Annotated in this window: 21 protein-coding genes and 1 tRNA gene; 14 read left to right on the top strand and 8 right to left on the bottom strand. The window is 59.9% G+C overall.

The annotated features are described in order from the left end of the window. Positions 1-97 precede the first annotated feature (97 nt). From AC27VU_RS09060 to AC27VU_RS09000, 13 genes are all read left to right on the top strand, one after another. A complete protein-coding gene (locus tag AC27VU_RS09060; RefSeq protein ID WP_488723899.1) occupies positions 98-3,844 on the top strand; it encodes a bifunctional diguanylate cyclase/phosphodiesterase in 3,747 nt (1,248 codons plus the stop codon). A gap of 15 nt (positions 3,845-3,859) precedes the next feature. Continuing rightward, positions 3,860-3,936: transfer RNA gene (locus AC27VU_RS09055), tRNA-Ile, on the top strand. 202 nt (positions 3,937-4,138) lie between these two features. Beyond that, positions 4,139-4,705 (top strand): PBECR2 nuclease fold domain-containing protein, encoded by a 567-nt coding sequence (locus AC27VU_RS09050; protein ID WP_488723898.1) that lies wholly within the window; start codon positions 4,139-4,141, stop codon positions 4,703-4,705. Between the two features lie 296 nt (positions 4,706-5,001). Continuing rightward, complete coding sequence (locus AC27VU_RS09045) at positions 5,002-5,463, top strand: Lrp/AsnC family transcriptional regulator (RefSeq protein WP_458834085.1); 462 nt, start codon at positions 5,002-5,004, stop codon at positions 5,461-5,463. A gap of 207 nt (positions 5,464-5,670) precedes the next feature. After that, the gene (locus AC27VU_RS09040; protein WP_003228871.1) at positions 5,671-7,353 is read left to right on the top strand and encodes a flavin monoamine oxidase family protein; all 1,683 of its coding nucleotides are present in this window, start codon (positions 5,671-5,673) and stop codon (positions 7,351-7,353) included. Positions 7,354-7,365: 12 nt separating this feature from the next. Then, positions 7,366-8,160 (top strand): carbon-nitrogen hydrolase family protein, encoded by a 795-nt coding sequence (locus AC27VU_RS09035; protein WP_201136422.1) that lies wholly within the window; start codon positions 7,366-7,368, stop codon positions 8,158-8,160. 48 nt (positions 8,161-8,208) lie between these two features. Continuing rightward, on the top strand, positions 8,209-10,626 hold the full coding sequence (gene pqqF / locus AC27VU_RS09030; RefSeq protein WP_488723897.1) for a pyrroloquinoline quinone biosynthesis protein PqqF: 2,418 nt from the start codon (positions 8,209-8,211) through the stop codon (positions 10,624-10,626). Positions 10,627-10,784: 158 nt separating this feature from the next. Beyond that, the gene (gene pqqA / locus AC27VU_RS09025; protein ID WP_003422658.1) at positions 10,785-10,859 is read left to right on the top strand and encodes a pyrroloquinoline quinone precursor peptide PqqA; all 75 of its coding nucleotides are present in this window, start codon (positions 10,785-10,787) and stop codon (positions 10,857-10,859) included. Positions 10,860-10,940: 81 nt separating this feature from the next. Continuing rightward, positions 10,941-11,852, top strand: coding sequence for a pyrroloquinoline quinone biosynthesis protein PqqB (pqqB, locus tag AC27VU_RS09020; protein WP_103520389.1), 912 nt, complete (start codon positions 10,941-10,943; stop codon positions 11,850-11,852). A 137-nt stretch (positions 11,853-11,989) separates the two neighbouring features. Continuing rightward, the gene (pqqC, locus tag AC27VU_RS09015) at positions 11,990-12,742 is read left to right on the top strand and encodes a pyrroloquinoline-quinone synthase PqqC (protein ID WP_003228879.1); all 753 of its coding nucleotides are present in this window, start codon (positions 11,990-11,992) and stop codon (positions 12,740-12,742) included. After that, complete coding sequence (gene pqqD, locus AC27VU_RS09010) at positions 12,739-13,014, top strand: pyrroloquinoline quinone biosynthesis peptide chaperone PqqD (RefSeq protein ID WP_003228880.1); 276 nt, start codon at positions 12,739-12,741, stop codon at positions 13,012-13,014. Before pqqC ends, pqqD begins: the two co-directional genes overlap by 4 nt. Beyond that, positions 12,986-14,158, top strand: a complete 1,173-nt coding sequence (gene pqqE / locus AC27VU_RS09005; protein WP_103486455.1) for a pyrroloquinoline quinone biosynthesis protein PqqE — start codon at positions 12,986-12,988, stop codon at positions 14,156-14,158. Before pqqD ends, pqqE begins: the two co-directional genes overlap by 29 nt. Further along, positions 14,124-15,935 carry a S9 family peptidase gene (locus AC27VU_RS09000; RefSeq protein WP_488723896.1) on the top strand — a complete coding sequence of 604 codons (1,812 nt, stop codon included), beginning with the start codon at positions 14,124-14,126 and terminating at the stop codon, positions 15,933-15,935. Before pqqE ends, AC27VU_RS09000 begins: the two co-directional genes overlap by 35 nt. A 136-nt stretch (positions 15,936-16,071) precedes the next feature. Here the strand turns inward: AC27VU_RS09000 and AC27VU_RS08995 are convergent, their stop codons facing one another. From AC27VU_RS08995 to AC27VU_RS08980, 4 genes are all read right to left on the bottom strand, one after another. Continuing rightward, positions 16,072-16,230 carry a YqaE/Pmp3 family membrane protein gene (locus AC27VU_RS08995; RefSeq protein WP_003228885.1) on the bottom strand — a complete coding sequence of 53 codons (159 nt, stop codon included), beginning with the start codon at positions 16,228-16,230 and terminating at the stop codon, positions 16,072-16,074. A gap of 109 nt (positions 16,231-16,339) precedes the next feature. Beyond that, entirely contained in the window at positions 16,340-16,660 is a 321-nt protein-coding gene (locus AC27VU_RS08990) for a helix-turn-helix domain-containing protein (RefSeq protein WP_003228888.1), read from the bottom strand. Beyond that, the gene (locus AC27VU_RS08985) at positions 16,653-16,784 is read right to left on the bottom strand and encodes a type II toxin-antitoxin system RelE/ParE family toxin (protein WP_488723895.1); all 132 of its coding nucleotides are present in this window, start codon (positions 16,782-16,784) and stop codon (positions 16,653-16,655) included. The genes AC27VU_RS08990 and AC27VU_RS08985 overlap by 8 nt, the downstream gene beginning before the upstream one ends. A 266-nt stretch (positions 16,785-17,050) precedes the next feature. After that, a complete protein-coding gene (locus tag AC27VU_RS08980) occupies positions 17,051-18,334 on the bottom strand; it encodes an aspartate aminotransferase family protein (protein ID WP_488723894.1) in 1,284 nt (427 codons plus the stop codon). A gap of 169 nt (positions 18,335-18,503) precedes the next feature. Between AC27VU_RS08980 and AC27VU_RS08975 the strand changes: the two genes are divergently transcribed. Continuing rightward, a complete protein-coding gene (locus tag AC27VU_RS08975; RefSeq protein ID WP_045122656.1) occupies positions 18,504-19,433 on the top strand; it encodes a LysR family transcriptional regulator in 930 nt (309 codons plus the stop codon). 226 nt (positions 19,434-19,659) lie between these two features. Here AC27VU_RS08975 and AC27VU_RS08970 read toward each other — a convergent pair whose 3' ends face one another. From AC27VU_RS08970 to AC27VU_RS08955, 4 genes are all read right to left on the bottom strand, one after another. After that, entirely contained in the window at positions 19,660-21,438 is a 1,779-nt protein-coding gene (locus AC27VU_RS08970) for an acyl-CoA dehydrogenase C-terminal domain-containing protein (protein ID WP_027610696.1), read from the bottom strand. Positions 21,439-21,626: 188 nt separating this feature from the next. After that, positions 21,627-22,916 carry a GGDEF domain-containing protein gene (locus tag AC27VU_RS08965; RefSeq protein ID WP_003228895.1) on the bottom strand — a complete coding sequence of 430 codons (1,290 nt, stop codon included), beginning with the start codon at positions 22,914-22,916 and terminating at the stop codon, positions 21,627-21,629. A 192-nt stretch (positions 22,917-23,108) separates the two neighbouring features. Beyond that, on the bottom strand, positions 23,109-24,914 hold the full coding sequence (locus tag AC27VU_RS08960; RefSeq protein ID WP_103486450.1) for a phenylacyl-CoA dehydrogenase: 1,806 nt from the start codon (positions 24,912-24,914) through the stop codon (positions 23,109-23,111). A 276-nt stretch (positions 24,915-25,190) separates the two neighbouring features. Continuing rightward, positions 25,191-25,487 carry a hypothetical protein gene (locus tag AC27VU_RS08955; protein ID WP_003228898.1) on the bottom strand — a complete coding sequence of 99 codons (297 nt, stop codon included), beginning with the start codon at positions 25,485-25,487 and terminating at the stop codon, positions 25,191-25,193. Positions 25,488-25,556: the final 69 nt, after the last annotated feature.

The raw sequence follows: 25,556 nt of genomic DNA, 5'->3' as shown, positions 1-25,556 counted from the left end.
TTTGTTTATGGGCAGATTAAATCCCTCTCACCGCCCCTCCCCTGCATACCCCGTCTACACTCGAAAACAATGAATCCCGTGCCATAACGAGACGGTTATGCCCAGACTGGCGCCCTTGCTTTTCTTGCTGTCACTGATGATCTGGACCGCAACGGCTGACGCGCTGACTCTGACCGATGAAGAACGTAGCTGGCTGGCGGCTCACCCGGACTTGCGCCTGGGTGTCGATGCTTCGTGGCCGCCTTTCGAGTTCCGCGATGATGAAAACCGCTATCAGGGCCTGGCCGCCGACTATATCGGCCTGATCCGCCAGCGACTGGCGATCAATCTCACCCCCGTCGAACCGTCGAGCTGGACCGAAGTACTGGAGCAGGTCAAACACGGCAAAATCGATCTGCTGCCGGGCATCATGTCCACCCCGGAGCGGCAAAACTATCTGTCATTCACCCGCCCCTACCTCGACTTCCCCATTGTCATCCTCGCCCACGTCGGCGGCGCCCAGCCCCGCAAGATAGAGGATTTGTACGGTTTGAAAATTGCGGTCGTGGAAAACTACGCCCCCCATGAACTGCTGCGTACACATCACCCGGATCTGAATCTGGTGGCCATGCCCAATGTCAGCTCGACCTTGCAGGCATTGGCCACCGGCCAGGTCGACGCGGTTGTCGGCGATCTCGCTTCCAGTGTCTGGAGCCTGCGCCAACTCAAGCTCGAAGGCTTGTACGTCAGCGGCGAAACACCGTACCGCTACCAGTTGGCGATGGCTGTACCGCGTGACAACAAAATGCTGGTGGAGATTCTGGACAAAGTCCTCGCCGACATGACCCCGGACGAGATCAGCAGCATTCAGGAACATTGGGTCGGCAACGTCCTCGACCATCGGACATTCTGGTCGGACCTGCTGATTTATGGTCTACCCGGTCTGTCGCTGCTGGTGATCATTCTGGCGGTGGTCATTCGCATCAATCGCCGCTTGAGTTCGGAAATTGCCCGACGTGTCGACCTCGAACAGGAATTGCGCAGCAGCGAATACCACTACCGCGGGCTGGTGGAAAGCCTGTCGGCCATCGCCTGGGAAGCGCGCATAAGCGACTTCACCTACAGCTATGTGTCGCCCCATGCCGAGGATCTGCTCGGTTATCCACAGGCGCACTGGCTGATTCCGGGCTTCTGGCGCAACATCATCCACCCCGCCGACCTGACCCGCGCCGAGGCCATCTGTGATGACGCGGTACGTGAAGGACGCGATCACACCCTCGACTATCGGGTGATCACCGCAGACGGGCGCTGTCTGTGGGTGCGCGACATCGTCAGTCTGATTGAACATGGCCATGAGCCGGTGATGCGCGGCTTGATGATCGACATCAGCGAAACCAAACGGACCGAAGAAGCGCTGCGCCTGTCGGAACAGAAGTTCGCCTCGGTGTTCCAGCAATGCCCGGACATTCTGGTGATCGCGCGGCTTTCCGATGGCTGCCTGCTGGAAGTCAACGAAGCCTTTGAAGAACAGATAGGCCTGAAAGCGGAAGAAGTCGTCGGCCAGACCGCCACTGAACTCAACATCTGGGGCATTCCCGGGGTCGGCCCGGGACTGTTGCAGCGCTTGCAGGCCGGTAGCATCCGCAACCTGGAGATGCCTTTTCGCCGCAACAATGGCCATGTGTTCACCGGCCTGATTTCCGCCGAGCCGTTCGATCTCGACACCACTCCGGCGCTGGTGGTCGTAGTGCGCGACATCACCCAGCTCAAGGAAACCCAACAGCAACTGCAAACTTCCGAAGAGAAGTTCGCCAAGGCCTTCCACGCCTCGCCGGATGGATTACTGTTGTCGCGGCAAAGCGATGGCCTGTTACTGGAGGTCAACGAGGGCTTCAGCCGCATCACCGGCTTCAACAGCGCGATGTCGGTGGATCGCTCGGCGCTGGACCTGGGGATCTGGGTCAACCTCAACGAACGCAAGCAGATGCTCGATCTGCTGCACCGCGACGGCTTCGTACGCGACTTTACCTGCCATATCCGTCGCAGCGACGGGCAGATCCGTCTGTGCGAAGTGTCCAGCCGCCCCCTGCCGATCGGCGACGAAGACTGCATGCTGACCATCGCCCGGGACATCACCGAGCGCCATTTGATGCAGGAAAAGCTGCAACAGGCCGCCACCGTATTCGAGAGCACTGCCGAAGGCGTACTGATCACTGACACTCAGCAGCACATCAGCGCGGTCAACCGCGCGTTCAGCGAAATCACCGGTTATAGCGAAAGTGAAGCCCTCGGCCACACCCCGCGCCTGCTCGCCTCCGGCCTGCACGACAGCGCGTTCTACGCAGCGATGTGGCACCAGTTGACCGACGAGGGACACTGGCAGGGCGAGATTTCCAACCGGCGCAAGAACGGCGAACTGTACCCGAGCTGGCTGACCATCAGCGCCGTGCGCAACCGCGACAAGTTCATCACTCACTTCGTCGCGGTATTTGCTGACATCTCCAGCCTCAAACACGCGCAAGCCAAGCTCGACTATCAAGCACACCATGACCCGCTCACCGGCCTGCCGAATCGCACGCTGTTCGAAAGCCGCCTGCTGACCGCGCTGAACAGCCAGCAGGAAAACGGTGGTCAGGGCGCGGTGCTGTTCCTTGATCTCGACCGTTTCAAACACATCAACGACAGCCTCGGCCACCCGGTCGGCGACCTGCTGCTCAAGGGCATTGCCGTGCGCCTGAAAGAACAACTGCGCGATATCGACACCGTCGCGCGGCTGGGGGGCGACGAGTTCATCATCCTGCTGCCGGGCCTGCAACAAGTCAGCGATGCCGACAACATCGCAATCAAACTGCTCAACTGCTTTAGCGCACCGTTTCAGGCTGGTGAGCACGAGTTTTTTATCAGCGCCAGCATCGGTACCAGCCTGTATCCACGGGACGGCTGTGATGTCGCCACCCTGGTGAAAAACGCCGACGCGGCGATGTACCGGTCCAAGGCCAAGGGCCGCAACCGCGTCGAAAGCTACACCCGTGACCTCACCGCCCAGGCCAGCGAGCGCGTGGCACTGGAGCACGAACTGCGCCGGGCCATCGAGCGCGAAGAATTGTTCCTCTACTACCAACCGAAAATCAGCCTCGACGACCATCGCCTGGTCGGTGCCGAAGCGCTGATCCGCTGGCGCCACCCGACCTTCGGCGAAGTGCCACCGGAGCACTTCATCCCGTTGGCCGAAGAGAACGGCATGATCCTGCAGATCGGCGATTGGGTGCTCGAGACCGCCTGCCGGCAGATGTTCGAGTGGAATCAGATCTACGACAGCCTTGGCCCGCTGTCGGTCAACCTGGCCGGCGCGCAACTGCGGCAGCCGAATCTGCTCGGGCGCATCGAACAACTGCTCAGGGACAACCGCCTGCAGCCGGATTTACTGCAACTGGAAATTACCGAAAACTTCATCATGAGCCAGGCCGAAGAAGCACTGGCGGTGCTGCACCAGCTCAAACATCTGGGCGTTCAACTGGCGATCGACGACTTCGGCACCGGTTATTCTTCGCTCAGTTACCTGAAACGCCTGCCGCTGGACATCCTCAAGATTGACCAGTCATTTGTCCGCGGACTGCCCGATGACCCGCACGATGCAGCGATTGTCCGAGCGATCATCGCCTTGGGCCGGAGCATGCAATTCACCGTGATTGCCGAAGGCGTGGAAACCCAGGCCCAGCAACAATTCCTCGCCGCCGAAGGCTGCGAACAGATTCAGGGCTACATCGTCAGCCTGCCACTGCCCCCGGATGAATTCGCCGCAACGTTTCTTCGTGTAACCGTATCGGATTATTCGGATAGCACAGCCGCCAAACCGTCGCTATAATCCGCGGCCTACTGAGGGCCTATAGCTCAGTTGGTTAGAGCAGAGGACTCATAATCCTTTGGTCCACGGTTCAAGTCCGTGTGGGCCCACCACATTTGAAAGCCGCGCTATATGCGCGGCTTTTTCTTGGGCGATCGGTTGAGGGGACAATCTTTGCGAGCGCAATGTTCGGAAGACCTCCCCGAAGGCTGTAGGAATGTTCCGAAGCGATGTTTTCTCCCCTCCCCGTGCCTTGTTGACTGTTTCTCCAGACAAGTAATCTCCGGACGCCACCGCCCGTCCAGGATTGTTTTTATGCTTGTGAATGCTGCGCCACTGATAAGGGAAGCAGCCGACCAACTAACCTGGATCGACCTTGCTCTACCCGATTTGAGAACGTTATCGCGAGAGCTTCGGTCAGCCGCAATAGAAGAAATAAAAAGGGCTGACGACGCAAAAGACGCTCTCAAAATCCTTCTGAATCACTTCGGGTTCGTCGACGATTCCGTGCTGGCCGTTACTATCCTCACGCCTATTGGAAACGTTGCAGTCATGCGAGACAAACTGGCCCATATCGTCGAGAAACGTCCAGACTCCCGAGAACGCTATGTTCGACATGCCATCGATACGCTCACGGGACCATTCGAAGTATGGAAAGTCCTCTACGATAACGGCGGTTTCCGATTGGCATTCATCAACACCTATGAGGCAAAAAACGACATGCTCGTCGTGGTCGATGTGCGAAACGGGCACGTCCTCTGGAATTTCATGCACGCTCCGTCAAGAGCAATGAACAAGCACCGCCAAGGCGATCTTTTGTACAAGCGGTACATTCTTGAAGACAAAGAAAAGGGCAGCCCGTTGGCTGCCCTTGATATTTGAATCCTGATATTTGCATCCTCAGGAAATGGGATGAAGAGGTCTCACCTTACACCGATGTTGCAGCATCGCTGAGGTACCTACGTCCGCTAAAGCCCTGCAAGGCAGCAGATTTCGCGCTCTTGTTGGCATTCTTGATAAATAGGCCAGGCAAGTCAAACCAAATATTTGATGTTTGTTTTGGCGCAACGAGTGCCTCCACGCATAAGTGACGTGCTCAGTCAGCGCCAGCAGCGTGTCGCTGATAGTGCCTGTAACATGCAAACTCATCCGCCCTCGACAGTCATGGAGCTACACCGTTGCCCGACACCCGCCCCCCCGCACTCGACGAAATCGACCGCCAGCTGATCGCCGCCCTGCAAATCAACGCCCGCGAAAGCGTGGCCATGCTTGCCCGGCAGTTGGGTATTGCGCGGACCACCGTCACATCGCGGTTGGCGCGGCTGGAGAAGGCCAAGGTAATCACCGGATACGGCGTGCGCCTGGGGCAGCGCGTGGTCGATGGCGGGTTGCAGGCGTATGTAGGGATCAAGGTACAGCCGCGTTCTGGCAAGGACGTGCTGCGTCGCTTGAGTGCAATGGCGCAGGTGCAACAGTTGTGTGCGGTGAGTGGCGAATTTGATTATGTGGCGTGGCTGCGCACGGACTCGCCGGAGCAACTGGATCAGTTGCTGGATCAGATCGGCAGTGTGGACGGGGTGGAGAAGACCACGACGTCGATCATTTTGAGTAGCAAGATTGATCGAGGGCAGCCGGTTTGAGTGCTGGTGAGCTTGATGGCCTCTTCGCGAGCAGGCTCACTCCTACATTTGGTCGGTGTGTAGTCAGCAAACGTCATATTGATCAATTAATTAGCAAAACGACGACACTTTGCGTCTTATTAACGTGTTCTACGCTCCCTAGAATGGCTGGCATCTTTTCCTATACTCAGACGCGCATCCTGCGTCGGGTCGCCAGCAAGGTCAGCCATGAACAAGAACAATCGCCATCCTGCAGACGGTAAGAAACCAGTCACCATTTTCGGCCCGGACTTCCCGTTCGCCTTCGACGACTGGATCGAACACCCGGCCGGTCTCGGCAGCATTCCTGAACAGCACCATGGCGCTGAAGTGGCGATTGTCGGCGCGGGTATCGCTGGCCTGGTGGCCGCCTACGAACTGATGAAGCTCGGCTTGAAACCAGTGGTGTACGAGGCCTCGAAACTGGGTGGCCGTCTGCGTTCGCAAGCGTTCAACGGCACCGATGGCATCGTCGCGGAACTGGGCGGCATGCGTTTCCCGGTATCCTCCACGGCGTTCTACCACTATGTAGACAAGCTCGGCCTCGAGACCAAACCTTTCCCGAACCCACTGACGCCGGCCTCCGGCAGCACGGTGATCGATCTCGAAGGCAAAACCCATTACGCACAAAGCCTGAAGGATCTTCCTGCACTGTTCCAGGAAGTGGCTGACGCCTGGGCCGATGCACTGGAGGCTGGCTCGCAGTTCGCCGATATCCAGCAAGCGATCCGTGACCGCGACGTACCACGCCTCAAAGAACTGTGGAACAAACTCGTTCCGCTGTGGGACGACCGCACCTTCTACGACTTCGTTGCCACCTCCAAGGCCTTCGCCAAACTCTCGTTTCATCACCGCGAAGTGTTCGGTCAGGTCGGTTTCGGCACTGGCGGCTGGGACTCGGACTTCCCCAACTCGATGCTGGAAATCTTCCGCGTGGTGATGACCAACTGCGATGATCACCAGCATCTGGTGGTCGGCGGTGTGGAGCAAGTGCCGCAAGGCATCTGGCGGCATGTGCCGGAGCGCTGTGTGCACTGGCCGGAAGGTACCAGCCTGAAATCCCTGCACCGTGGCGCGCCGCGTTCCGGGGTGAAGAAAATCGCCCACGCGCCGGACGGCCGTTTCGCCGTCACCGACAACAACGGCGACACCCGCGAATACGCCGCCGTGCTGACCACCTGCCAGAGCTGGCTGCTGACCACCCAGATCGAATGCGACGAAACCCTGTTCTCGCAGAAGATGTGGATGGCGCTGGACCGCACGCGCTACATGCAGTCGTCGAAGACCTTCGTGATGGTCGACCGGCCATTCTGGAAGGACAAGGATCCGGAAACCGGTCGCGACCTGATGAGCATGACCCTCACCGATCGCCTGACCCGTGGCACTTATCTGTTCGATAACGGTGACGACAAGCCGGGCGTGATTTGCCTGTCGTACTCGTGGATGAGCGACGCGCTGAAGATGCTGCCGCACCCGGTCGAGAAACGCGTGGAACTGGCGTTGAACGCGCTGAAGAAGATCTACCCGAAAGTCGACATCGCCGCGCGGATCATCGGCGACCCGATCACCGTGTCCTGGGAAGCCGACCCGCACTTCCTCGGCGCATTCAAAGGCGCCCTGCCCGGCCACTATCGCTACAACCAGCGGATGTACGCGCACTTCATGCAGGACGACATGCCAGCCGAACAGCGCGGGATTTTCATCGCCGGCGATGACGTATCGTGGACGCCGGCATGGGTCGAAGGTGCGGTGCAGACCTCGCTCAACGCGGTGTGGGGCATCATGAAACACTTCGGCGGGTCGACACATAAAGCGAACCCGGGCCCGGGTGATGTGTTCAAAGACATCGGCCCTATCGCCCTGCCCGAGTAAGAGGATTCCCCGATGCGTGTAGCCCTTTACCAATGTCCACCGCTGCCTTTGGATCCCGCCGCCAACCTGCATCGCCTGCAGCAACTGGCGATGGAGGCCAAGGGTGCCGACCTGCTGGTGCTGCCGGAAATGTTTCTGACCGGCTACAACATCGGCAAGGAAGCGGTCAGCACCTTGGCCGAGGTCTACAACGGCGAATGGGCGCAACAGATCGGTCGAATCGCCAAAGCCGCCGGGCTGGCAATTGCTTACGGGTACCCCGAGCGCACGGCCGACGGGCAGATCTACAACGCCGTGCAGTTGATCGACGCGCACGGCGAGCGCCTGTGCAACTACCGCAAGACCCATCTGTTCGGCGACCTGGATCGTTCGATGTTCAGCCCCGGCGAAGATGCGTTTCCGCTGGTCGAGCTCAACGGCTGGAAGCTCGGTTTCCTGATCTGCTACGACCTGGAGTTTCCCGAGAACGCGCGGCGTCTGGCGCTGGCCGGCGCCGAGCTGATTGTGGTGCCGACGGCGAACATGATTCCTTTCGATTTCGTCGCTGATGTCACCGTGCGCTCCCGCGCCTTCGAAAACCAGTGCTACGTGGCGTACGCCAACTATTGCGGGCATGAAGGCGAGATCCACTATTGCGGGCAAAGCAGCATCGCCGCGCCGGACGGCAGCCGTATCGCCCAGGCTGGCCTCGATGAAGCATTGATCGTCGGTGAGCTGGATCGCCAGTTGATGGCCGATTCCCGTGCCGCCAATCGCTACCTCAACGACCGTCGTCCCGAGCTTTACCACGCGTTGAACAAGCGCTGACCCCACGCAATCCGCTAGCATTGGCACTTCACTGTTCTGGAAGTGCCCATGCCTGCGCCAACTCCCCCTCGCCCCCACACTGAAACCCTGGCCAACGGCTTGCGCGTGACCCTGCGTCAGGTGCCCGGCTTGAAGCGCAGCGCCGCTGCGTTGCGGGTGGCGGCCGGTAGCCATGATGTGCCACTGGAGTGGCCGGGGCTGGCGCATTTCCTTGAGCATCTGCTGTTTCTCGGCACTGAGCGTTTTCCTGCGAGTCAGGCGCTGATGGCCTACGTGCAAAGTCACGGTGGGCAAGTAAATGCCAGTACCCGTGAACGCAGCACCGACTTCTTTTTCGAATTGCCGACCTCGGCCTTCAGCGCCGGGCTTGAGCGTCTGTCAGACATGCTCGCCCAGCCGCGTATGAATCCGCACGATCAGTTGCGCGAACGGGAAGTGCTGGACGCGGAATTCGTCGCGTGGTCGCAAGATCCGACGGCTCAGCAGGAACTGGCGCTGTACGAGGGCTTGCGGGCCACACATCCGTTGCGCGGGTTTCATGCGGGGAATCGCGACAGCCTGAAAGTTGAGTTACCAGCGTTTCAGCAGGCACTGAAGGATTTCCATCAGCAGTTTTATCGCACCGGACAAATGACGCTGAGCCTGGTCGGGCCGCAGAGCGTTGAGGAATTGCGCGTCCTTGCGCAGCAGTTCGCCGTGGCGCTGCCGGTTGGGGATAAAGTCCAGCAGGCTGCGCCGCTGCCATTGACGGTGAACAGTTATCAACAGGACGGCGAGCGGAGCAGCAATCTGTTGTTCGCTTTCGAAGCACTGCCCGACTCGTCCGCCGAAGCGCTGGCGTTTCTCTGCCATTGGCTGAACAGCGCCAAACCCGGCGGGCTGCTCGCCCATCTGCAACAACAAAGCCTCGCGGACAGTTTGAAAGCCGTGCCACTGTATCAGTTCGCCGGGCAAGCGCTGCTGCATCTGCAATTCACCGCCCCCGCCGAATCCCTCAACGCCATTCGCGAACAGCTGCTGGACTGGTTGAGCTTCTTCGCCGCGCAACAGGACTGGGCGGCGTTGCGCGAGGAATACGCCAGCCTGCTTGAACGTCAGCAGCAAATCAGCGGCGCCCTGCAACTGGCGCGGCTCGACAGTGAACAACGCGAAAGCGGTCTGTCGGAAAACGGCGTCGTTGCGCTCAAACAGATCCTGCGCGACCTCGGTGTTGTGGATAACTTCAGCGACCATTGGCACCTTCCTGCCGCCAACCCTTTCCTGCGCTCCAGCGAACCGCTGGCCAACGCCGGACTGATTCGCGGCCAGACCAGCGCTCACCGTGGTTTGCGGACTTTCGCTCAGGATCGCTCGCGCGGGCGGCGTGAGCGTTCGCCGATGCAATTCAGCCAGGCGTTGCCGGACAACAGTGATCTCGGCGCGATTTACCTGCGCTGGCAAACCGAAGCGGTGGCCAGTGTAAATCTGCAAGCCAAGCTGCAACGCAGTCTGCGGGAAACGCAGGAAGATGCACGGCAGGCCGGCGTCGAGTTGGCGTTCAGTGCCACCGGTACGCAGTGGCTACTGAAACTGACCGGCCTGCAGGAGCCGATGCCGAGTGTCCTCGAACACGCGCTGAAATGCCTGACGCAAATTGACGTCGATTCGACCAACGCAGAGCCGGAAGCACCGCTGATACCGATCCGCCAGTTGCTCAAGGCATTGCCTGAACGCTGTCTGCCATCAGCCGTTGAGTCGAACGACGCCAAACTGCTGTGGACAAGTTCGCGCTGGGACGGACTGGCTCTTGGCCTCAACGCGCAGACGCAATCGTCCATGGGCCTGGCCCTGAGCCGCATCCCTGGCACACCGGACAATCAATTGCCGGCAACGCCTGCGATCAACACGCAACATCTATGGAGCCACATCGACACCGCGTCCAGCGAACACGCCTTGCTGCTGTTCTGCCCGACCGCCAGCCACGAGATTGCCGATGAGGCTGCCTGGCGCCTGCTCGCGCAACTGTGCCAGACCCTGTTCTATCAGCGTCTGCGGGTCGAATTGCAATTGGGCTACGCGGTGTTCAGCGCCCTGCGGCAGATGCATGGCCAGAGTGGGTTGCTGTTTGGTGTGCAGTCGCCAAATACTGCGCCAGTTGAACTGCTTGGGCATATCCAGCAGTTCCTCGAGGGCATTCCTGCGCTGATCGAAAACCTCGATGAAGAGCGATTCAAACAGCAACGCCAGTCGCTCGCGGATCAGTTCGATGAGAGTCATCTGTCCGGCAAAGACGCCGCCGAGTTGCTGTGGCAGGCCAAGCTCGCCGGCCACTCGTCGGATTATCTGGCGCAACTGCACACAGCCATTGGTCAACTGGAGCGCTCGGCATTGCTGGCGGCAGCGCAGCGCTTGCTCAACGCCGAGGGCGGCCGGCTGTGCCTGGCCAGCGAATCGGTACCCGGCGCACCTTGGCAAGCGACAAAATGATCATTACCAAGGCTGCAAGGAGCTTTCTCAAAGATTCACGGGCAATCGTGCTGAAATTTTGAGTAACATAGCAGCCTAACTATTTGGAACATCCCGGCGCGGCCATGGACTATACCTATGGATAGCGCTATCCCACCCACCCAATGAGGAGTCACCTTATGTCCTGGACAAAACCGGCTTACACCGACCTGCGTATCGGCTTCGAAGTCACCATGTACTTCGCCAGCCGCTGAGTTCTGCCTACGCAGACTTGCAGTGCAACGCCTCGGCTCGCCGGGGCGTTTTATTTTCAGCGTTGAAAGATGGGAGCGTTCATGTTCGTCCAGATTCTGGGTTCGGCCGCCGGTGGCGGATTTCCGCAGTGGAACTGCAACTGCGTCAATTGCGCAGGCTTTCGCGACGGCAGCCTGAATGCCAAGGCCCGCACCCAATCGTCCATCGCGATTTCCGATGACGGCGTGAACTGGGTGCTGTGCAACGCTTCGCCGGACATCCGCGCGCAACTGCAGAGCTTCGCCCCGATGCAACCGGGCCGTGCACTGCGCGACACCGGCATCAGCGCGATCATCCTGATGGACAGCCAGATCGACCACACCACCGGCCTGCTCAGCCTGCGCGAAGGCTGCCCGCATCAGGTCTGGTGCACGGACATGGTTCACGAAGATCTGAGCACCGGTTTCCCGCTGTTCAAGATGCTCACCCACTGGAACGGCGGACTGAACTGGAACCGCATCGAGCTCGACCAGAGCTTCACCGTCGCTGCCTGCCCGAACCTGCGCTTCACCCCGCTGCCGTTGCGCAGCGCCGCGCCACCGTATTCGCCGCACCGTTTCGACCCGCACCCGGGCGACAACATCGGCTTGATCGTCGAAGACCTCAACACCGGCGGTAAACTGTTTTACGCCCCGGGCCTGGGCAAGGTCGACGCGCCGCTGCTGGAGATCATGGCCGGCAGCGATTGCCTGTTGGTTGACGGCACAATGTGGGATGACGATGAAATGCAGCGCCGTGGCGTCGGCACCCGCACCGGTCGCGAGATGGGCCACCTGGCGCAGAACGGCCCCGGCGGCATGCTCGAAGTGCTGGAGCAGTTGCCTGAGCAGCGCAAGGTGCTTATCCACATCAACAACACCAACCCGATTCTCGATGAGGATTCGCCGGAGCGCGCGGAGCTGGCGCGGCGTAATGTTGAAGTGGCGTTCGATGGCATGAGTATTGTGCTGTAGCGGATGGCCTCTTCGCGAGCAAGCCCGCTCCCACATTGGATCTGTGGCGTTCACAAACCCTGTGGGAGCGGGCTTGCTCGCGAAGACGTCCGAACAGACACCCAGAATTCCAACGGTTGTTCCCCCGGAGAACCGCAATGACCGACACCCCGCTGTCCCCCACCGAATTCGAAGCGGCCCTGCGCGCCAAAGGCGCCTATTACCACATCTATCACCCGTATCACGTGGCGATGTACGAGGGCCGTGCCACCCGCGAGCAGATTCAGGGCTGGGTCGCCAACCGCTTCTACTATCAGGTGAACATCCCCCTGAAAGACGCGGCGATCCTCGCCAACTGCCCGGATCGCGAAATCCGCCGCGAGTGGATTCAACGCCTGCTCGATCACGACGGTGCCCCGGGTGAGGACGGCGGGATCGAAGCCTGGCTGCGTCTCGGTCAGGCGGTCGGCCTCGACCCGGATCAACTGCGCTCCCAGGAACTGGTGCTGCCCGGCGTGCGTTTCGCCGTCGACGCGTACGTCAACTTCGCCCGCCGTGCCAGTTGGCAGGAAGCCGCCAGCAGCTCGTTGACCGAACTGTTCGCACCGCAGATCCACCAGTCGCGCCTCGACAGCTGGCCGCAGCATTACCCGTGGATCGACCCGGCCGGTTACGAATATTTCCGCACCCGCCTCGGTCAGGCGCGGCGCGATGTCGAGCATGGTCTGGCGATCACGCTTGAGCACTACAAGACCCGCGAGGGTCAGGAGCGCATGCTGGAAATTCTCCAGTTCAAACTGGACATTCTTTGGAGCATGCTCGATGCCATGAGCATGGCTTACGAACTGAACCGCCCGCCGTATCACAGCGTCACCGAGCAGCGGGTCTGGCACAAAGGAATCACCTTATGAGTTTTGATCGCAGCAAGATCCCGACCTGGCGTCCCGGCTACCGTTTTCAATATGAACCGGCGCAAAAAGGTCACGTGCTGCTCTACCCCGAGGGCATGATCAAGCTCAACGACAGCGCCGCGCTGATCGGCGGTTTGATCGACGGTGAACGTGATGTCGCGGCGATCATCGCCAAACTCGACGAGCAGTTCCCCGGCGTGCCTGAGCTCGGTGAAGACATCGAGCAATTCATGGAGGTTGCCCGTGCGCAGCACTGGATCGAACTTGCCTGAGGCATCGGTGCAAGTACCGCCAAAACCTGAAGTCGGCCTGCCGCTGTGGCTGCTCGCCGAGCTGACTTACCGCTGCCCGCTGCAATGCCCGTACTGCTCCAATCCGCTGGATTTCGCCGAGCAGGGCAAAGAGCTGAGCACCGAGCAGTGGATCAAGGTGTTCCGCGAAGCGCGGGAGATGGGCGCGGCGCAACTGGGCTTTTCTGGTGGCGAACCGCTGGTGCGTCAGGACCTCGCCGAACTGATTCGTGAAGCGCGGCAGTTGGGTTTCTACACCAATCTGATCACTTCCGGCATCGGTCTGACCGAGCAGAAGATCAGTGACTTCAAGAGGGCTGGTCTCGATCACATCCAGATCAGTTTTCAGGCCAGTGACGAACAGGTAAACAACCTGCTCGCCGGCTCGAAAAAGGCCTTCGCGCAGAAGCTGGAAATGGCCCGGGCGGTGAAGGCCCACGGCTATCCGATGGTGCTGAACTTCGTCACCCACCGGCACAACATCGACAAGATCGACCGCATCATCGAGCTGTGTATTGCGCTCGAAGCAGACTTCGTCGAACTCGCCACCTGCCAGTTTTACGGCTGGGCACAGCTCAACCGTGTCGGCCTGTTGCCGACCAAGGAACAACTGGTGCGTGCCGAACGCATCACCAACGAATACCGCGCCAAACTGGAAGCCGAAGGGCATCCGTGCAAGTTGATATTCGTCACCCCGGACTACTACGAAGAACGCCCGAAAGCCTGCATGAACGGCTGGGGCAGCATCTTTCTGACGGTTACTCCGGACGGCACTGCCCTGCCCTGTCATGGCGCCCGACAGCTGCCGGTACAATTTCCCAACGTGCGCGACCACAGCATGCAGCACATCTGGTACGACTCGTTTGGCTTCAACCGCTTTCGCGGTTACGACTGGATGCCCGAGCCGTGCCGCTCGTGCGACGAGAAGGAACAGGATTTCGGCGGCTGCCGCTGTCAAGCGTTCATGCTCACGGGGGACGCGAGCAATGCCGACCCGGTGTGCAGCAAGTCCGAACATCACGGCGTGATTCTCAAGGCCCGCGAAGAAGCCGAGACCGCCACCCAGACCATCGAACAACTGGCCTTCCGTAATGAACGAAACTCACGCCTCATCGCCAAGGGCTGAGCCTTTCAGCGCCGCTCAGGCCGTCGCCGCCGGAATGGATTTCGCCGAGCTGCAACTCGGCGTCCACGGTGTGTTCTGGAATGAATATCGCCCGCAAGACGCCGCGTGCCGGATCTGGCAGTGGCGCGACGGCGTGGCGAAATGTCTGACGCCGGACGGTTTCAGTGTGCGTAGCCGGGTGTACGAATATGGCGGTGGCGCGTTTTGTCTGACGCCTGACGGAGTGGCTTTCGTCAATGAGGCGGATCAGCAGTTGTATCGGCAAGCGCTGGATGGCGCGCCTGAAGCGCTGACGTCTGGCGAGTGTCGTTATGGCGATCTGCATTTTGCTTTCGGCCAGGTGCTGACGGTTGAGGAGCTGCGCGACCAGCATCGACTGGTAGCAATTGATCTGGCTGAAGGCACCCGGCATTTGCTGGCTGAAGGTGCAGATTTCTATGCAGCACCGGTGATCAGCCCGGACGGTTCGCGGTTGGCGTGGATCGAGTGGAGTCGGCCGCATCAGCCTTGGACCTCCACGCGATTGATGGTGGCCGAGCGTCTGGCTGAGGGTGGCTTTGGCGCACCGCGTTGCGTGGCGGGGGCTGACCTTGAAGAGTCGATCCAGCAACCGCGGTTCGACGCGAAAGGACGCTTGTTGTGCCTGACTGATCGCGGCGGTTTCTGGCAGCCGTGGCGCGAAACGTCCGACGGTTTGCATCGACTGCCCTGTGCCGAAGCCGATCATGCGCCCGCCCCGTGGCAGATGGGTGGCTGCACCTGGTTGCCGGTGGGCGATTCGTTTCTGGCGAGCTGGAGCGAAGGCGGTTTTGGTCGTCTGGCGCTCGACGGCGAGGACTTTACTGGCGACTACAGCCGCTTCCGGCATCTGGCGCTGGATCAGCAGTTCATCTACTGCATCGCCGCTTCGCCGATCAGCCCTTCGGCGGTAATCGCCATTGATCGCGCTACCCGCGAAGTGAATGTGCTGGCCGGCGGTGTGGCGCCTTTGCCGGCGGAGCGCATCAGCTGTCCGCAGACCTTGCGCTACCCGAGTTGCAGCGGTGAGGCTCACGGCTTCTTTTATCCGGCGATGAACGACGAAGCGCGACCGCCACTGGTGGTGTTCATCCACGGCGGCCCGACCTCGGCCTGCTACCCGATGCTCGACCCGCGCATTCAGTACTGGACGCAGCGTGGTTTCGCCGTCGCCGACCTCAACTATCGCGGCAGCAGCGGTTATGGTCGCGAATACCGTCAGGCGTTGCATCTGAGTTGGGGTGAGGTGGATGTCGAGGACGCCTGCGCGGTGGTGGCATATCTGGCCGAACAAGGTCTGATCGATGGCGAGCGGGCATTTATTCGCGGTGGCAGCGCCGGGGGTTACACCACGCTGTGCGCGCTGGCGTTTCAGCAAGTGTTCCGCGCGGGCGCCAGCCTCTATGGCGTCAGCGACCCGGTGGCACTGGCCCGGGCAACCCACAAATTCGAAGGTGATTATCTCGACTGGCTGATCGGTGATCCTGAGCAGGACACCGAGCGCTACGCCGCCCGCACGCCGCTACTGCACGCGAGCAACATCCATGTGCCAGTGATTTTCTTTCAGGGTGAGCTGGATGCGGTGGTGGTGCCGCAACAGACGCGCGACATGGTCGCGGCGCTGGAGCACAACGGCATCCCGGTCGAGGCGCATTACTACGCCGAGGAACGCCATGGCTTCCGCCGGGCGGTGAACCAGGCGCATGCGCTGGAGCAGGAATGGAAGTTTTATCGGCGGGTGATGGGGTTGGCTGACTGACACCCGCATTCACAATTCAAAATATTGGTGCCTCTATCGCGAGCAGGCTCGCTCCCACATTGGATCTGTGTTGTTCACAAAATCCCCTGTGGGAGCGAGCCTGCTCGCGAATGCTATCTATCAGATGCCGCTGAACTCAGCGCTTGGCGATGATGTACACCGCATGCACGATCCCGGGAATGTAGCCGCACAGCGTCAGCAGAATGTTCAGCCAGAACGCCCCGCCGAACCCGACCTGCAGAAACACACCCAGTGGCGGCAACAGAATAGCGATGATGATACGAATGAAGTCCATGGGTCAGCTCCTGAATGGGGGTTGGCTCACATGAGCCATACAAGCTAATCGACCTGCGCCGTTCTTCAGGGTTCACTGCCAATCAAAGTCTCAGTGCCAAATTGATGGCTCAGGCAAGAATTTGCAGCCCATGCTTCTGCACGATGCTCAGCAGTTTCAGCGCCATTCCGCTGGGATGTTTATCTCCCGACTCCCATTGCTTGACTGTCGATGCACTGGTATTCAAGTAGCGTGCAAATACCGGCTGGCTGACGTTATTACGCTCGCGCAGCGCCTTGATCTGTTCCGCCGGGATCGCGTCAGGCACCGTCGCCAGGCAGGACTCGTCAAACTCACGCATCGTCGCCTTGCTGATGGCTCCGACCGCGAGCAAAGCCTTGGCCGACTCATGTACCGACTGAAAAACTTCACTTTTGTATTTCTTACTCATGGGAAATCTCCACAAACTCCTTCATCGCCAGCAATCCCTGAAGCTGCTCATGCGACAGTTGCGCATAAGCCTTGGCCAATTTGCGTAAATCCTTTAGCTCTGCGGTACTGATATTGCTCCGCAAAGCCTTTGGTCTTGAACAATCTGAATGACATCGGTATCCCTTCCAAAAAACATACCACCTGGTGGTACATATTACAAAGCCAGTCTTGGTGACACCGCACTCCCTGTCGGCACCTTCTAAAAGAGCATTCGTCCGATAAGTTCTCAAGTGCCAGAAAGCACTTGGCAAAACCCGGGCACAAAAAAACGCCCCACGCCAAAAGAATCAGGCGTGGGGCGTGCGTTATACCGCGAGACGGTTCTTGAAATCGGGTAGGAAACTTCAGCTCAGACGGCAATCCCTTTGCGGCATTGCAGTTGCGCGGTGCGCACTCGTGAGAAGGCGCGGGTCAGGCGCAGGAGCATTTCGTCGATGTTGGCCTTGCTGACGGTGAGTGCCGGGGTGAAACGCAAGCAGTTGGCTTGCGGCGCGTTGAGCAGCAGGCCTTCATGCAAGGCGGCTTTGACTACGGCATCGGCGGAATCCTCTGACAGGCTCAGTCCCCAGAACAGGCCTTGCCCGCGCAACTCGCCATGTCCGTAACGGTGCGCCAGTCGCGCGAGTCCCTCGCGCAAGTGCTGGCCGTGGTCTTTGATCTGCTCGAGAAATGCCCGGTCCTGCACGCTGTCGAGCACCACCAGACCGGCCGCGGTCATGAGTGCATTGCCGTGATGAGTGCCGCCCAGTTCCCCCGCATCAAAGCAGCAGGCCTTGCCTCGGGCCAATAACGCCGCCAGAGGAACGCCACCACCGAGGCCCTTGCCGAGTACGACGATGTCGGCGCGCACGCCGTAGGACACTTCCGCGAGCAAAGTGCCGCAGCGGCCGATGCCGGTCTGCACTTCGTCGAGGATCAGCAAAATGCCCAATTCTCGGCACAGGCGCTCGACGCCTTTGAGGTAATGCTCGGTGGCCGGAATCACCCCGGCATCGCTCTGGATCGGTTCGAGCATGATCGCCACGGTTTGCGCATCGACGGCGGCATGCAGCGCCGGCAAATCGTTGAAGGGCACCCGATCGAAACCCGGCAACAAGGGTGCGAAACGGTTGTGCAGGTTGCAACTGTCCGACGCGGAAATCGTCGCCAAACTACGGCCGTGACAGCCTTGTCTGGCAACAATGATCCGCGTGGCGCCGCCACGATGCAGCTGGCCCCATTTGCGCGCCAGTTTGATCGCCGCTTCACAGGCCTCGCTGCCGCTGTTGAGCAGGTAAGCCTGATCGCTGGAGGTGCTGGCGCACAGGCGCTCGGCAAGGCTGAGCATGCCGCGATTGAGCAGATTGAAACCGGGGTTGATCAGCGCCTGGGCCTGGCCGGCGATGGCTTTGACCAGTGCCGAAGGGCTGTGGCCGAGGCTGTTGGCACCGCCGGCCTGGGAAAAGTCGAGGTAGGCGCGGTCATTGCTGTCCCACAGCCATGAGCCCTGACCGCGAACGAACACCTGCTGCGGCCGTTCGACACTGGGCATCAGACGCTGGGCATTCAGGCTGTCGCCTGCCTGGGGTGAAGCGGCCTCGAAAGCGAGGTCATCAAGACTCGGCGCCTGGCGCCGCAAACTGAACAGATTCATTAAAAAAAACCTCGGTTGAGGTTTTTTGAACTGCCTATGCAAACACTGTCGAAGCAAACGCTATTCATCGCGCTCTCTGGCCCTGTAAGCCTTGTGATTGCGGTTAGACTAGGCTCACTGACGGCTTCGGGCCATTTCGATTTACCAGCATTTTCGATAAGCGCTACTTATGGATTTCAAACAACTGCGTTATTTCGTCGCGGTCTACGAAGAGGGCCATGTCGGCCGCGCGGCCGAGCGCCTGTCGATCTCGCAACCGGCACTGTCGCAGCAGATTCGCCAGCTTGAACAGAACCTCGACGTCACCCTGTTCGAACGCAGCAGCAAACGTCTGTTGCCGACACTCGCCGCACACACGCTGTACAACCACGCCCTGCCGCTGCTCGACGGTCTGCAGCGGGCACGGGAAGCGCTGGGCAACTTCAAGGGACAAGCCCTGCGCACGCTGGCGATCGGCGTACTGCAAACCGTGCACACCAGCCTCGTGCCGCAAATGCTCGAACGGGTGCGCAAGGCGCAGCCGCATCTTGTGGTGCAGATCTATGAACTGACGGGGCTGGAGATCGAGCGCCGTTTGCTCAACGGCTCGCTGGACATCGGCATCAGCTACCTGCCGCCGCGCCAACCGGGGCTGCATGGCGTGCTGCTGTACGAAGACGAACTGACGCTGGTCATCCCGGCGGATCACCCGCTGCGTGAATTCAAGAAAGTCTCGATGCGCCAGGCTGCGGAATTGCCCATGTTGCTGCTGGGCGAAGAATTTCAGATCCGGCAGATCTGGCAGGCGCAACTGACCAGCCTGGGGCGGCGCCCGCAAGTACAGGCCGAGCTGAACAATATGCTGGGGATTCTCGACAGTCTGCCGCACACCAAACTGGCGACGGTGTTGCCCGGTCGCTCACAGAGGGAATACGACGAACAGGATCTGCTGTGGAAGCCGTTGAGCGAACCACGGGTGCCGCTGAAGGTTGGGCTGGTATGCCGCGACGTGCAGCGCCAGCAGGCGTCTTTGGCGTTGCTGCGAACGTTGCTGGAAGAAGTGATTCAGCGTGAGGACAAACCACTTAAAGCCGCGCCACCACTGGATCCGCTGGCCTGATACTTTTCTGCAGGCAAAAGAAAACCCCGCCGAAGCGGGGCTTTGCAGACTGTTTCCCTGACATCCATTTCACTCCGCCACCCTGGCAGAATCCTACGTGTCCGTGTTGTTGCTTTGCGCTTCCTGCGCGACGTCCATGAGTTGTAGATTAGCTGTGGATCCAATCCACGCCTATGGGAGAACAGCAGCACGTCATGTAAGAGAATGCTTACATTACGTTACATCATCAAAACTGTTCAGCGTTCAGCAGGAACAACGACTCGCTGCCAGCCTTCACCGATGCGCTCAGTGAGTGGATACGCGGCAGCAGACGGGCGAAATAGAAGCGCGCGGTGCCCAGCTTGCTGGCGTAGAAATCGTCCTGGGCTTCTTTGCCCAGCGCGGCTTTCGCCATCAGTGCCCACATGTAGGCATAAGCGGTGTAGCCAAACGCTTGCAAATATTCGACCGAGGCCGCGCCGATTTCGTTCGGATTGGTTTTCGCCCGATCCAGCAGCCATGCAGTCAGTTCATCGAGGGTGCTGACGGCATCGTTCAGCGGCTTGGTGAATTCGCCGAGGTCAGCGCTGGCCGTTGCGGTGAAGTGGCGGATCTCGTCAGCGAACAGCTTGTAGAACGCGCCGCCGCTGCCGACGATCTTGCGCCCGACCAGGTCCAGCGCCTGAATGCCGTTGGTGCCTTCGTAGATCTGGGTGATACGCACGTCACGCACCAGTTGCTCCTGACCCCACTCGCGGATGTAGCCGTGGCCGCCGAAAATCTGCTGGCCGTGCACGGTGGTTTCCAGGCCCAGGTCCGTGAGGAATGCCTTGGCCACCGGGGTCAGCAGCGCGACCAGGTCTTCTGCGCGCTTGCGGGTGGTCGCGTCTTCGCTGAACTTGGCGGTGTCGAGTTGCATCGCCACGTAGGTGGAGAAGGCGCGACCGCCCTCGTTCGAGGCTTTCATGGTCAGCAGCATGCGACGCACGTCCGGGTGGACGATGATCGGGTCGGCAACCTTGTCCTTGTTCTGCGCGCCGGTCGGCGAACGACTCTGCAGACGATCACGCGCATATTCGACGGCGTTCTGATAAGAGCGCTCGCCGCTGGCCAGGCCTTGAATGCCGACGCCCAGACGCTCGTAGTTCATCATGGTGAACATCGCCGCCAGCCCCTTGTTCGGCTCGCCGACCAGATAACCCACGGCTTCGTCGAAGTTCATCACGCAGGTCGCGGACGCCTGGATGCCCATCTTGTGCTCGATCGAACCGCAGTTCGCCGGGTTGCGCGCGCCCAGGCTGCCATCGGCATTGACCATGAACTTCGGTACCAGGAACAGCGAAATGCCTTTCGGGCCGGCCGGGGCGTCCGGCAGTTTCGCCAGCACCAGGTGAATGATGTTCTCGGTCAGGTCGTGCTCACCGCCGGTGATGAAGATCTTGGTGCCGCTGACCTTGTAGGAACCGTCGGCCTGCGGTTCGGCCTTGGTGCGAATGATGCCCAGGTCGGTGCCGGCGTGCGGCTCGGTCAGGCACATGGAACCGGCCCAGATGCCGGCGTACATGTTCGGCAGGTACGCGGCCTTCAGCTCCTCGCTGGCGTGGGCGTTGATCGACAGGCAAGCGCCGGCGGTCAGCATCGGGTACAGGCCGAACGACAGGCTGGCGGAGTTGACCATTTCTTCGACTTGCGCCGAGACAGCCTTGGGCATGCCCATGCCGCCGTAGGCCGGATCGCCACCGACGCCGACCCAACCGCCCTCTGCATAAGTCTGATAGGCCTGTGGGAAACCGGCCGGGGTGCTGACGGCGCCGTCCTTCCAGTGGCAGCCTTCTTCGTCGGCTGCGCGGCTCAGGGGTGCAATGCTTTTGCTGGTGACCTTGCCGGCCTCTTCGAGAATGGCTTCTACGGTTTCTGCATCGACGGTCTCGGCCAAGGCCGGCAGTTCGGCCCAGAGTTTGGCGACTTCGAATACTTCATTGAGGACGAAGCGCATATCGCGCAGCGGCGCTTTGTAGTCAGCCATGGCAAACCTCGCAAGATCTAAACAGGTGATTCGTGGAAGAGTGTTTTCGTTGAGGCCGAGTGTACCTCAACAACTTTTGCGACACATAGGGTCAACCGGTGACTGATTTGTTATTTTTGGTCACCAACATTCAGCGATAAAACAAAGCCCGCAATCAGCGGGCTTTTTAGTGATGGTTGTGGCGTGATTCAGCCAGCGGCGCTGTCCATGCGCACTGCGCCGCGACGGTTCTGTCCGAACGCCATGACGCAGTTACGCCCGGCGCCCTTGGCGCTGTACAACGCCTGGTCGGCGGACTTGAGGACTTCTTCCGGCGTCCGCTGCTCGACCCGTTCGGCAACGCCGATACTGACCGTGACCGAGACACTGGAAGCACCGCTGCCGCTACGGCGCTGGCGACCTTGCTGGTCGTCCTGCGGGCGGTTCTCCTGATTGCGCAACTGGATGTTGTAGGAGGCAATCGATTCGCGGATCACTTCCAGGTGCGGCATGCATTCCTCGAGGGTTTTGCCCGCAAACACCAGGGCGAATTCCTCACCACCATAGCGATATGCCCTACCGCCGCCGCTGATTTTCGACAGTTTGCTGGCGACCAGTCGCAGCACTTGGTCACCAACATCGTGACCGTGAGTGTCGTTGAATTTCTTGAAGTGATCGACGTCGCTCATCGCCAGCACATAGTTGCGCCCCAGGCGCTGCATCCGTTCATTGAGCGCGCGGCGCCCCGGCAGACCGGTGAGTTCATCGCGGAAGGCCATTTGATAGGCCTCATGCGCCACGGCAGCCGCAACCATCAGCATCACCTGACTGCACATGATGTTCAGGGTGAATGGCAGGATGAAGGTTTTCGGCAGCATCCAGAACAAACCGAGCAAGCCGACCAGTTGCGCCGCATGCAGCGGGCGCGGGTTGCGCCAGTACTGCCAGGCCAGCAGCAGGAACGCCGAGAGGAATACCGGATAGGACATCTGGATCAGGCTCATCCAGGCGCCATGCAGCGCCGGCCAGCGGATTTCCGAGAGCCACATGAGCAGAGCCTGGGGATAACTCTGCTCAAGGCCGAGGGCGACGCTGCCGAAGGCCAGCAACACGGCGAACCGCGCCACCATGTCCTGAAACAGATGGGTACGTTCCTGCCACGCGGCGAACAGCCCGAACAGCAGCGGCAACAACAGACAGACAAGGTGGAATACCACGGCAGCGTCTTCGCGCACTTTGCCATTGTCGCGGTAATAGTCGGTCTGGGTGTCGAGCAAAAAGTAGGCGATGTACACCGTGAGCATCAGAAACAGTTCGCGCTGACGTCGGTAAACCGCACAGTAAGCGCCGCCCAACAACAGCACCAGGGTCGGCAACACGTTGAACAGCGAAGTGAAGAATACGTTGAGGTCTTTGACGTACGCAGCCGCCAACCCCGCAAGTAACAACAGCAGTGAAGGTAGGAAATGGCTGAAACGTACAGCAGAAGAACGCGGCAAGGGTAAAGCTCCGACCCGTCATATCAAAGAGATGGCATTGTGCCTGCAATGTGGCCAGTTAAGCACACACAATGTGATCCAGATCACACGCAGTCTCTTTAACGGCAGAAAACTCGGGTTTCTGAGCGATTCAGAAACAAAAAAAACCGCTGCCCCATGGGAGCAGCGGTTTTCGTCAGACCGCGTTGAGGCTTAGTAGCCCAGTGCGAAGTCTTCTTCTTTCATGTCCATCAGGTTGTTGGCGCCCGACAGCATGGTGGCCACGTGAGTACGGGTACGTGGCAGGATGCGCTGGAAGTAGAAGCGCGCGGTTTGCAGCTTGGCGGTGTAGAACGCTGCGTCGCCGGTGCCTTCTGCCAGCTTCTCGGCCGCCACACGTGCCATGTCGGCCCAGAAGTAGGCCAGGCAGGCGTAACCGGAGTACATCAGGTAGTCCACGGAGGCCGCGCCGACTTCTTCGCGATCTTTCATGGCTGCCATACCGACCTTCATGGTCAGCTCGCCCCATTCCTTGTTCAGTGCAGCCAGCGGTGCAACGAATTCTTTGACGGCTTCGTTGCCTTCGTTGTTCTGGCAGAACTTGTGGACGATCTTGGTGAAGCCTTTCAGAGCCTCGCCTTGGGTCATCAGCACTTTACGGCCCAGCAGGTCGAGTGCCTGGATGCCGGTGGTGCCTTCGTACAGCATCGAAATACGGCTGTCGCGAACGTTCTGCTCCATGCCCCACTCGGCGATGAAACCGTGGCCACCGTAGATCTGCACGCCGTGGTTGGCGGCTTCGAAACCGACTTCGGTCATGAACGCTTTGGCGATCGGCGTCATGAACGCCAGCAGTGCGTCGGCCTTCTTCTTCTCTTCTTCGTCGACGCCGTATTTGACGATGTCGACCTGCTTGGCAGTGAAGTACACCATCGCGCGGTTGCCTTCGGCGAAAGCCTTCATGGTCAACAGCATGCGACGTACGTCAGGGTGCACGATGATCGGGTCAGCAGCCTTGTCCGGCGCTTTCGGGCCAGTCAGGGAGCGCATTTGCAGACGATCGCGAGCGTATTTCAGGCCACCCTGGAAGCCGATTTCGGCGTGGGCCAGACCTTGCAGCGCGGTACCCAGACGTGCGGTGTTCATGAAGGTGAACATGCAGTTCAGGCCTTTGTTCGCCGGGCCGATCAGGAAACCGGTCGCGCCGTCGAAGTTCATCACGCAAGTGGCGTTGCCGTGAATGCCCATCTTGTGTTCCAGCGAACCGCAGCTCACTGCGTTGCGCGCACCGAGGGTGCCATCGGCGTTCGGCAGGAACTTTGGAACGATGAACAGAGAAATGCCTTTGGTGCCAGCCGGTGCGTCCGGCAGGCGGGCCAGTACGATGTGGACGATGTTGTCGGCCATGTCGTGTTCACCGGCCGAGATGAAGATCTTGGTGCCGGAAACTTTGTAGGAACCATCAGCCTGAGGCTCGGCCTTGGTGCGCAGCATGCCCAGGTCGGTGCCGCAGTGAGGTTCGGTCAGGCACATGGTGCCGGTCCACTCGCCGGAAACCAGTTTGGTCAAATAGGCTTCTTGCTGCTCAGGAGTGCCATGCTCGGAGATGGTGTTCATCGCGCCGTGCGACAGGCCTGGGTACATGCCCCACGACCAGTTGGCTTCACCGACCATTTCGCTGACGGCCAGACCCAGCGACTCCGGCAGGCCTTGACCGCCGTGCTCGACGTCGTGCGCCAGGCTAGGCCAGCCGCCTTCGACGAATTGCTTGTAGGCTTCTTTGAAGCCAGTCGGGGTCTTCACGCCGGACTCGCTCCAGGTGCAGCCTTCGAGGTCGCCCACGCGGTTCAGCGGTGCCAGTACCTGCTCACAAAACTTGGCGCCTTCTTCGAGAATGGCGTCAACCATGTCTGGCGTTGCGTCGGCGCAAGCCGGAAGGCTCTGATAGTGCGCTTCGTAGCCGAGCAGTTCGTCACGAACGAAGCGAATATCACGCAAGGGGGCCTTGTAGTCAGGCATAGCGATAAACCTCTGCTGATGTAACCGGGAATGAACGACCGTGTTGATTTGTTGTGACGGTCAAACAGTTGTTTGAAACATACGTTTACGCCGAAATCTTGTCAAGCGTCGATCTTTTGCCGTTCGTCATCACTTTTTTCAAACGCCGGACACAGCAAACCGCCATGGACTGCACAGAGCCACGGGCCATAAAAAAAGATTAGTTGAGGGAGAAGGACTTACAACGAAAAACGCCGCGACAAGGCGCGGCGTTCAGCAGGCGGGAGACGAGAAAAATCAGGCAAACGTATCGATGATCGTACCGAGCATTTCATCGGAAGCCTTGGCGACCTTGGTGCCCAGCTCTACCTGAAACTTGCCCTGGGCCATCTCGGCCATGGCGCTGCCCGGATCCATTTGCTGACTGCGGTCGATACCACGCAGACGATCGACCTGAGCCTCCGAAGACTGGCTGGTGACCGAACGCTCGATGGTGTTGTTGGCGATCTGGCTCGCGGCCTGGTCGACACGGTTCTGCCCGGTTTGAATGGTGCTCAAACCTGCATAAAAAGCTGTGTTACCGGAGATTTCCATAGCACTCTCATCCTTGGGAAGGATCAATGGTGGTCATTGAAGCAGAGGCGCCAGAAAAACACCCGTCAA

Source organism: Pseudomonas sp. 14P5.3.2, assembly GCF_057799175.1.
The sequence above is the reverse complement of the archived record's forward strand: the minus strand, read 5'-3'. Positions and strand labels throughout refer to the sequence as shown.

Coding starts and splice junctions, on each gene's coding strand:
- AC27VU_RS09060 (WP_488723899.1), top strand. CDS start 98: ATGCCCAGACTGGCGCCCTTGCTTTTCTTGCTGTCACTGATGATCTGG.
- AC27VU_RS09050 (WP_488723898.1), top strand. CDS start 4,139: ATGCTTGTGAATGCTGCGCCACTGATAAGGGAAGCAGCCGACCAACTA.
- AC27VU_RS09040 (WP_003228871.1), top strand. CDS start 5,671: ATGAACAAGAACAATCGCCATCCTGCAGACGGTAAGAAACCAGTCACC.
- AC27VU_RS09035 (WP_201136422.1), top strand. CDS start 7,366: ATGCGTGTAGCCCTTTACCAATGTCCACCGCTGCCTTTGGATCCCGCC.
- pqqF (WP_488723897.1), top strand. CDS start 8,209: ATGCCTGCGCCAACTCCCCCTCGCCCCCACACTGAAACCCTGGCCAAC.
- pqqB (WP_103520389.1), top strand. CDS start 10,941: ATGTTCGTCCAGATTCTGGGTTCGGCCGCCGGTGGCGGATTTCCGCAG.
- pqqC (WP_003228879.1), top strand. CDS start 11,990: ATGACCGACACCCCGCTGTCCCCCACCGAATTCGAAGCGGCCCTGCGC.
- pqqD (WP_003228880.1), top strand. CDS start 12,739: ATGAGTTTTGATCGCAGCAAGATCCCGACCTGGCGTCCCGGCTACCGT.
- AC27VU_RS09000 (WP_488723896.1), top strand. CDS start 14,124: ATGAACGAAACTCACGCCTCATCGCCAAGGGCTGAGCCTTTCAGCGCC.
- AC27VU_RS08995 (WP_003228885.1), bottom strand. CDS start 16,230: ATGGACTTCATTCGTATCATCATCGCTATTCTGTTGCCGCCACTGGGT.
- AC27VU_RS08990 (WP_003228888.1), bottom strand. CDS start 16,660: ATGAGTAAGAAATACAAAAGTGAAGTTTTTCAGTCGGTACATGAGTCG.
- AC27VU_RS08980 (WP_488723894.1), bottom strand. CDS start 18,334: ATGAATCTGTTCAGTTTGCGGCGCCAGGCGCCGAGTCTTGATGACCTC.
- AC27VU_RS08975 (WP_045122656.1), top strand. CDS start 18,504: ATGGATTTCAAACAACTGCGTTATTTCGTCGCGGTCTACGAAGAGGGC.
- AC27VU_RS08970 (WP_027610696.1), bottom strand. CDS start 21,438: ATGGCTGACTACAAAGCGCCGCTGCGCGATATGCGCTTCGTCCTCAAT.
- AC27VU_RS08960 (WP_103486450.1), bottom strand. CDS start 24,914: ATGCCTGACTACAAGGCCCCCTTGCGTGATATTCGCTTCGTTCGTGAC.
- AC27VU_RS08955 (WP_003228898.1), bottom strand. CDS start 25,487: ATGGAAATCTCCGGTAACACAGCTTTTTATGCAGGTTTGAGCACCATT.